Annotated in this window: 7 protein-coding genes; 3 read left to right on the forward strand and 4 right to left on the reverse strand. The window is 46.6% G+C overall.

Annotated elements, in window-relative coordinates; translation table 11 throughout:
• Positions 1-390: 390 nt before the first annotated feature.
• A complete protein-coding gene (gene bchB, locus AC4II3_RS28840) occupies positions 391-1,917 on the reverse strand; it encodes a ferredoxin:protochlorophyllide reductase (ATP-dependent) subunit B (RefSeq protein WP_488029543.1) in 1,527 nt (508 codons plus the stop codon).
• A 703-nt stretch (positions 1,918-2,620) separates the two neighbouring features.
• On the opposite strand from bchB, the gene AC4II3_RS28845 reads away from it, so the two are divergent.
• The 3 genes from AC4II3_RS28845 to AC4II3_RS28855 all read left to right on the forward strand — a co-directional run bounded on the left by AC4II3_RS28845 (position 2,621) and on the right by AC4II3_RS28855 (position 4,070).
• Positions 2,621-2,743: a hypothetical protein gene (locus AC4II3_RS28845; RefSeq protein WP_488017315.1), complete on the forward strand. Its 123-nt coding sequence runs from the start codon at positions 2,621-2,623 to the stop codon at positions 2,741-2,743.
• 63 nt (positions 2,744-2,806) lie between these two features.
• Positions 2,807-3,442, forward strand: coding sequence for a precorrin-8X methylmutase (locus AC4II3_RS28850; protein ID WP_008178322.1), 636 nt, complete (start codon positions 2,807-2,809; stop codon positions 3,440-3,442).
• A gap of 154 nt (positions 3,443-3,596) precedes the next feature.
• Entirely contained in the window at positions 3,597-4,070 is a 474-nt protein-coding gene (locus tag AC4II3_RS28855; protein ID WP_488017313.1) for a hypothetical protein, read from the forward strand.
• A gap of 3 nt (positions 4,071-4,073) precedes the next feature.
• On the opposite strand, the gene AC4II3_RS28860 is transcribed toward AC4II3_RS28855, so the two are convergent.
• From AC4II3_RS28860 to AC4II3_RS28870, 3 genes are all read right to left on the reverse strand, one after another.
• On the reverse strand, positions 4,074-4,325 hold the full coding sequence (locus AC4II3_RS28860) for a hypothetical protein (protein ID WP_488017311.1): 252 nt from the start codon (positions 4,323-4,325) through the stop codon (positions 4,074-4,076).
• Between the two features lie 246 nt (positions 4,326-4,571).
• Positions 4,572-6,455, reverse strand: a complete 1,884-nt coding sequence (locus tag AC4II3_RS28865; RefSeq protein WP_488016909.1) for an alpha/beta hydrolase — start codon at positions 6,453-6,455, stop codon at positions 4,572-4,574.
• Between the two features lie 454 nt (positions 6,456-6,909).
• Positions 6,910-7,632, reverse strand: a complete 723-nt coding sequence (locus tag AC4II3_RS28870) for a pentapeptide repeat-containing protein (RefSeq protein ID WP_488016911.1) — start codon at positions 7,630-7,632, stop codon at positions 6,910-6,912.
• Positions 7,633-8,843: the final 1,211 nt, after the last annotated feature.

Below are 8,843 nucleotides of genomic sequence, written 5' to 3' on the forward strand. Positions count from 1 at the left end.
GTTTTTAACAAAGACGTGAGGTGTGGGGTGTAGGGGGTGGGGTGTAGGGTGTGGGGTGTGGGGGTACAGACAAGCGATGCAGCGCCGACCTGCGGGGGTTTCCCCCAAGACCGCGCTGCATCGCTCTTCAATCATCATTGTCTTGTACCCAAGCGCGAGTGGGGGTTTCCCCCGCAGGTCGGTAATGGTGAGCTTTCCGCATCTAATTATTAAATTCGCCACGGGTCGCACCTCTGCATCGCTTTCTTATGCCCCACACCCCACACCCCACCCCCTAAACCCTCCCAGGAGGGGAACGGGAATCGGGAATCGGGAATCGGGAAAACTGATCTGATTCCCCATCTCCCGTTTCTCCCCATCTCCCCTGATACAGGTTAAATCTCTATCACCTCAAGCCCCTACAGCTTCCTTAGCGGCATACATCACTTCAAGAGTGATTTCACTAAAGCCACGGTCACGAGCAAACTTCTCAGTATTGCGCTTTACTTTACCCCGAACAAAACCAGGCACCTTATTCAGTTCTGCTTTAGCGTCCTTACTCCAGTTCAGGTCAGAATCAGCAGAGATACCCTTGGTAATCACTTCCTTGGTATCATGACCACCAAAGATTTCCAACAAGTGGTCTTCCATACCCAAGGTGAAGGAATTGTAGACCAAATCAGCAATTTGGTTAGTACCTTCGTAACCCATGAAGGGACGATAACCGATGGGGAAGTTTTGGATATGAATTGGAGCAGCAATCACACCACAAGGAATGTTCAATCGCTTACCAACGTGCCGTTCCATTTGGGTACCGAAAATCGCAGCAGGTTCAATCCGTGCGATCGCATCCCCAATTTGACCATTATCATCACTGATCAGGATCTCATCACAGTATTCGCTCACCTGCTCCTTGAACCAGTCCGCATCATACTTGCAGTAGGTACCAGCCAGCACCACATGAATACCCATCTCCCGTGCCAGAATCTTGGTCATAGCCGCAGCGTGGGTATTATCTCCGAAAACCACAGCCTTCTTACCGGTCAAGTTTTGGCAGTCGATGGAACGAGAGAACCAGGCAGCTTGAGAAACGTACAGGGTTTGGTTGTCGATGTACTCTTCGTAATCGACATTAGCACCTTGACCATTGACAATTTCCTGAATCTTACGGATACAACGGGCAGTTTCTACCACACCCAAAGGAGCAATATCGACATAGGGCATCCCGAATTGTTCTTCCAGGTAACGGGCACTCATCAAGCCAATTTCCCGATAAGGCAACAGGTTAAACCAAGCCCGAGGTAAATTTTTCAGGTTGTGGACAGACGCTCCCTCTGGGATGACTTCGTTAACTTCAATACCCAAATCAGCCATCAGCCGCTTGAGTTCAGTACAATCGTGTTGATTGTGGAAGCCAAGGGTAGAAATACCAATGATGTTCACCGAGGGCTTTGCGGTTTTGCCCTCTGGCAACTCACCCTTCTTGCGGGCTTTGTTGAGGTAGAACTGAACAATTTGATCTAGGGTGCGGTCAGCCGCTTGCAATTCATTGACCCGGTAGTGGTTGACATCTGCCAACATCACATCAGCCTTGGCATCCATCTGAGCCCGGTTTACGAAGTTCTCCAGGTCTTCTTGTAGGATACTGGAGGTGCAGGTGGGGGTCAGCACAATCAGATCAGGATTTACCTCCTGATCCTTGCGGGTGATGTTGTCTACCACTTTTTCCTGAGAACCCCGTGCTAGCACGTTCCGGTCAACAATACTAGCAGTTACCGGAGTGTAGTCCCGCTCTCGCTCTAGCATGGAGCGCATCACGTTGAAGTAGTCATCCCCTAGGGGGGCATGCATAATAGCATGGACATTCTTAAAAGAACTCGCAACGCGCAGTGTGCCAATGTGGGCAGGACCTGCATACATCCAGTAAGCCAATTTCATATCCTATTCTCCCTTGTTAAAAGATTAAGCATTAAGCATCAATCATCAAGCATCAATCATCAAAAATTAAGCATTAAGCATCAAACATCAAGCATCAATCATCAAAAATGTAACAATTTTATAGATTTGTTACTCACCAAACAAGATGGTTTCAGCCTTCAGCCTTCAGCCTTCAGCCTTAAGACCCAAGCGTGATTTAGATTTTCTCAGAACTCCGAGGTAATAACTATCCTTAGGGATAAGTGTTCTTTCCCTGGTATCTAATTCCCCAAATCCTCTTGCCAAGCTAAACATATCGATTAGGGAGATAAGAGAATCTGAATCAAATTGCAATTATTCTTAATTTTTAGTTACAGGCAGTCGGGCGTCGGGAGTCGGGAGTCGGGAGTCGGGAGTCGGGAGTCGGGGAGATGGGGTGGGGGCGCGGGGAGATGGGGACTCAGATCAGTTTTCCCTATTGCCTATTGCTAGCATGCCTATTGCCGTCTTGATGCAAAGCGCGAGTGGGGGAAACCACGCCAGTTGCTCATGGTTAGAAGTTACCGTAAGACAGTTGAGCCTTGTCAGCCATGCAAAGCGCGAGTGGGGGAAACCCCCTTTGGCGGCGCTGCATCGCTAATCAATAAGTTTTACCCCTTTTCTGCATAGCCTAGCAACCATAAAGGCTCAACTGTCTAAGGTTTCGTCTCCGGGGTAACCCCCTTTGGCGGCACTGGCTCGCCAAGACCGCGCTGCATCGCTATTGCTAGCATGCCTATTGCCTGTTCCCGATTCCCGATTCCCGATTCCCGATTCCCGATTCCCGATTCCCTGTTCCCTAATATGAAAACCACTAGAGCAACCAGAATAATGTCAAAATAATCACAACCGGTTTGTCTGAAGAGTCCTCATGGAATGGCATATAACTGATGCTCAAAGTCTGGCAATTATTGACCGTGAAATCGGCGAGCATGTCTTTTCACCAGCAGAATACGAGATTGTGCGGCGGGTGATTTATGCCACAGCCGACTTTGAGTATAAGTCTCTGATTCATTTTTCTGAGCGGGCATTACAAGCAGGAGCAGCAGCTCTAGCTGCTCGTAGCACAATTGTAGTGGATGTGCCAATGGTACAAGTAGGGATCACTCCCCACATTCAAGATACCTTTGCTAATCCAGTGTATTGCAGCATGGAAACCCTCACTCGTCCCCAAAAAGAAAAGACTAAGGCAGCCTGGGGGATGCAAACCTTAGCTAGACGCTATCCGGAAGGAATTTTTGTTATTGGTCAAGCTCAGACAGCTTTAACAGTATTGGTGGAGTTGATTGAGGCAGAGGAAATTCGACCAGCCTTGGTGATTGGGGTACCTGCGGGATTTGTGGAGGTGGATGTGGCTAAATCTCGGTTGACGGATTCTTTAATTCCCCACATTCGGATTGATGGTCGTAAGGGTTCTGCGGTAGTTGCTGCTGCTATTGTTGATGGCTTAGTAGACTTGGCTTGGCAAGCCTATGGCCAGGATGATATTGACTTCTCACACGCATAAAAGGGCGTGGCCCAATTGTGGAATGATTGAGAATAATCGCTAATCGGAATGGGTAATGACCTTCGGTCAGGCTCATTGACCCCAACCCTCTGTTGGTGATCGAGAAAAATTTGGTTAAGATCCTCTCAGCAAGGGTTTACCCAAAGGGATAAGGATGGCAACTGCGCTTAAATTAATAGCTCCAGGTTTTTGTGTACAGTACCCGAAAACTCCTTGGAGTGTGATATATGTCGAAGATGCTTCAGGCAAGTTTCATTTCCGCCTTAGTAGTCGAGACTTCAAATTTGAACCCCGCGATCGCTACCGTTACCCCACTCATGAGGCAGCTAAACGAGCAGCGTTGTGTTTTCTGGAATTACTCAAACGTATAGAGCGATCGCGGATGCGCATGAGCATTCTGCTAGAAATTGGTATTCTTAAATTTCCCCGACAGACCTATCACTCCTATGAAATCTGGTTATTGATTGATCGCACTCGCTATAGTTGGGAAGTAATAACAGCCAATGGTTTTTGTTTCCGCTCCCAGCGCTGGTACAAAAGTCCTAACACTCCGATTCTTAAAGCCAAGAAACATATAGACCGGGAGCTGGCGGTATATCAAATCAAAAATGTGGTTGGCTGGGTTTAGTGACTAATGACTATCATCAGTATCAAAACACTTATGCCCGATAGTGCCATCAGGAAATAAGTAAAGAGGACAATACGGTAATTCTATGGGTATGCTCACAATTGTCATAGGCTCCTGCTGCGGTTCGTCATTATGAGGCCAACTAATCGTGCGACTTTTACCACCGACAACATCAGCCATTTTCTGATCACTACTGTCAGAGACAGAACTGTCACTTTCTAAGCTTTCGACGAAACCTAAATCAGAGATTTCCATAATAGCGATATATCCAATTTATTTCTATTGATTGTTTATATCAACTTCTCCCATAGCTAAGAGAAAAGTCTTGCCATATTGGCCATAAGTTACAAAAGTTTATAATCCTAAACTACCAATTAATTAAGGGAATCGGGAATCGGGAATCGGGAATCGGGAAAACTGATCTCACTCCCCATCTCCCCATCTCCCCATCTCCCCATCTCCCCATCTCCCCACACTCCCTACTCCCTAAAACTAAATAGCTTAACTGATTCGACTTGCTTTTTCGCGGTAATTGTTCACAAGTTTAGTGAACAATTGATTCAGCTGTTCAATGCAAAAACTATTCGGTGTCATCAATTTAGTGTTAGGATAAAAATAGAATTTACTTGAGCTGATCGACCCAGAATTAACATCCTTAAAGTTGATAGCAACCTGCTGATTTCCCACGGATAGAACTTGAAACCAAGTTGCCATGGTAGCAGGTAATTTTGTACTCAGACGCAAGGAAATTTTGGGACTCGACAGAGATTGAGCGTAGGCTGGGGTTAAAAATGGTTCATAGCGTTGAGCATCTGGAGTTAGCTGCATAATAAACGCTAAACTTACACCTTTGACCAGTTGCCGTAGGCTATGGGCATCCTCCCCAACCACCTCTTTGACTAACGTACTTCTAGCGATCGCATCGTTAAGATTCTTCGGGTCAGTCACACTGAGGTGAGTGCCACCAATGGCGCTAATCAAATACTTAGAACCCCCCAACTGATTAAAAGACCGTAACTGATGGTCTAGGGCTGGTGTAATGGCATCCTCGGTACCGGTTAACATTAAGGTTGGTACAGTAACATGACGCAAACCCTTAGTACCAAACAAACGCCCGGTTACGCTATTCAATGCGATCGCTTGCACCACTCGCTGATCAGTAAGATTAACCTGGTCTTCTGGTAAATCAGCCGCTGCACATTGGAACCAATCTGCTGGGGATCTGCCCACAGGAGAGCGATTTTTACAAAACCGTCGCAGTTCCTCTAAATCGAGTTTTCCCCCAGCCAACGCTAAAGCCGTGTAGCCCCCCAAGGAATGACCAATAATGGTAACGTGTTGAGTATTCAGTTTCCCAAGCATGGTAGAATATCTCTGATTGATGTCAGCCAACTCATCCAGTAGAAAGCTGACATCTTTCGGGCGGTCAATAAACTCCCCCGGAGGTAACAAATCCCCAAGTTTACCAGGTGCTGACAAACTGTTAATCCTGGTAAAGTTGCTGCCAGGATGCTCTAGGGAAGCAACAGTAAGACCATGAGACGCTAGATGGCGTGCTAAATATCTCAGAAATTTGCGGTCTGCAGCAAATCCGTGGGAGAGAACTACCAAAGGTCCAGTGGTATCCTCAGCCCAGTATAGATCTACAATAATCGTACGTTCCCGTTGTCGGTCTCTTAGCCTTAGTTTACGCTGTTTAACCAATTGGGGACCGGGACTAGCAGGGTCAAATTTAGGGCGGAAGGTGGCAGCGTCCGCAACAGCCAAATCTTGCTCTAAAATTGGACCAACTGCCAAACTCTTCCAATAGGAGGCATTAAGCTGTAGGGCAATGCCAACCGCAGACGAAGCATCCAAAGTGATCTTTTCTCCTGGGTAAGCCCGTAAGAAACTCAGCACACTTAAACCATTAACTTGCCTTGCTCCTAACAACAGCGCAGCTTTTAATTGCTCTAAACTACTATCGGGGAGTGCTAAGCCTAGTCTTTCCAACAACCGTGCCCCATCGCTGGAGAGGAGAAGGTCATTGATAAAGGTTTCTGTGGTCTTAGGGTTGAGTTTGAGGCTATTGGTCAAAATCTTCCGGATCTCTGGCGTTAGGATATCTCCATAGGGTTGCAGTGCTCGTGATAACTCCCCTGTCTCAGCAAACTTTTCTAATTCCTTGATAGCGACAGATTGCTCAAATGGTCCCAAGCGTAGAGTGAGATACTCAGCGGCAAAAACTGGTGCAGTAATTGCCCAAAACAAAGTCACAAAGAGACTACCTAAAGCACCCTGTCTGATTTTTTTAAATTGACCTATTGAACCATTACAGTGTTTTCTATTCACAGAAGATTCAGAGGTATGGCCGTGATCAGACCATGGCAGCTGAAAATTGATCATTAGCAATTTATGCAGAATGTGAGTGCGGATATTCTGATCAAAGCCGACTTAATCAAGACTCGACAAGCCCATGGAAATATTTTTTATAAAGCACTTCTGCACTAGAGCGTAAGCTATCCGCTATTAGCTATTAGTTATCAGTTATCAGTTATCAGCTATCAGTTATCAGCTATCAGCTATCAGCCATCAGCCATCAGCTATCAGTTATCAGTTATCAGTTATCAGCCATCAGCTATCAGCTATCAGCTCAGAAGCGAACGCGCCCCGCGTGACCATTCGCGTAGCGTGGCCTTTTGGCCAAGGTCAATCGCATTTATCCTCCCCACCCTACCCTGCTGTTAGATCATGTTATGACAATTACCCTTAATAAACATCTCCCCCAATCTCCCCATCTCCCCATCTCCCCATCTCCCCATCTCCCTACTCCCTACTCCCTATTCCCTTTCCCATCTAACTAAATACTCGTATTTAATATCACCCCATCAAGTTCCGCTTCAATCAGATTAGCCCCGTGAAGGTTGGCATGAGTTAAATCAGCTCCGGTAAGATTCGCTTTTCTGAGGTTGGTTTCACTCAGGTTAGCTTCTCTGAGGTTGGAATAACTAAGATTAGCTTGACTAAGGTTAGCCCCTTTCAGATTCGCCTTAACCAGATCTGCTCCGGTTAAATTAGCGTTATCAAAATTACTACCAATCAGCTTAGCTTCATTGAGATTAGCCCCAGTCATCACCGCTTCAGTGAAGTTGACCCTACTGAGATTGGCTTTGGTGAAATTCACAGCAATCAGATTAGTTCTATACAAATTAGCTCCCTCAAGGTCTGCCAGAGAAAAGTTAACCCTAATTAGGTTAGCCTCTTCCAAAGATGTCATACTCAGGTCTGCTCTTTGGAAGGATGTACGGGTAAGCTTCGCTCGATTCAAGTAAGCGTGACGAAGAATAGCTTTATCAAAAATTGCCCCAACTACACAAGCCTCAGTCAGGTCAGTATAAATCAGCAATGACCCACTCAAGTTAGCTCCCATTAGCTCTGCTTGAAAGAGATTGAAACCATTGAGGTTTTTCCCACTCAGGTCTACCTCCATCAGGTCAGGGATCAGTGTGGGATGATTGTCTCTCCATTGATTCCAGAGTTTTAGACCCTGCTCAAGCTGAGCCAGATGGGTTGGTTCCGCCATGTAGTTTATTAATCCTCTAGGTAAGAATGCTTAAGAAAGTATTAAATTTAATGTAACATAGCGAAAACAAAGTTTACATTTTTGTTAAGATTTTTCCCAAGTAGCTGCCGCTCTTGTATATAGGGCTACGGGAAAGGCAATAGGCAATAGGCAATAGTTGAGTAGAAAAGCTTGTGCTGCTTGTATCAATCTCAAAACCTTTATGTATAGCGCTATATAAAATGCCTGGCAGGCATATGAAAAGCCACACCCAAGCTATTACGGCTTGGGTGCAACTATTGTTTCAAGGCTAGAGATTCTAACGATTTCCCGATTCCCGATTCCCGTTCCCCTCCTGGGAGGGGTTAGGGGTGGGTTCCGATTCCCGACTCCCGACTCCCGATTTCCGATTCTATGCGATTGACCTTTGGTCACGCTTCGCGAACGCATCCCGACTCCCGACTCCCGACTCCCGTATAAACAAGAATTAACTCATTTGACACCCCACCCTTTTCCCATTACTCTTGTTGCGGAGCACAGATTACACCAAGCTGATTTGGAGTGTAAAGCAAAGCAATAGCATGAAAGAAAAGATCCTGATCCATGATCTAGAAACCAGACCAAGCCAAGAAACAGACCTCCTCAAGTTGTCACTTGACGACCAAAAAAAGGTAGTAGGGGGAATAAGATTCGCGTCGGTGGAAGCTTACCAACGATGGCTGGCATCGCGGGGACCGGGGCGTGTTTTGTGTTTCTCCGGGGGGGGGTGGCAGAAGGGGTGCTGTGTGGTTGGGTCGGGTGGCCGCGTCGTCGTCGTGGGCGGTGGGGCGGCGTTCGTTAGACAAATCTAACCAATAGCATAGCAAAACATCGACCTTATGTTAAAAGTCTTTTTTATCGGCGGTGGGCGGTCGATTGGCAGCCAATTTATTGACCGGAAACCCTGGCTACTTCACCGGTCTCGGTTACCACGCCACCGACCTCTTTCCCTTGTAAGACTTTTTTGACAAATATGATTCCGTAAGAGAAACCCCAGCAAGGAGCCTGCTACAAAGGGTGGCACTTAGTTGGGGTTTTCTGTTCAAAGAAGGGAATCGGGATTGATCGGAGACTGACAGAATCGGGTAGCGAAAATATTGATAACGGGCAAGATGCCCATTCTACTTGCATTATTGATAACGGGCAAGATGCCCATTCCACCAAGATGCCCATTCCACCAAGATGCCCATTCC

The sequence above is a fragment of the Moorena sp. genome (assembly GCF_982860115.1).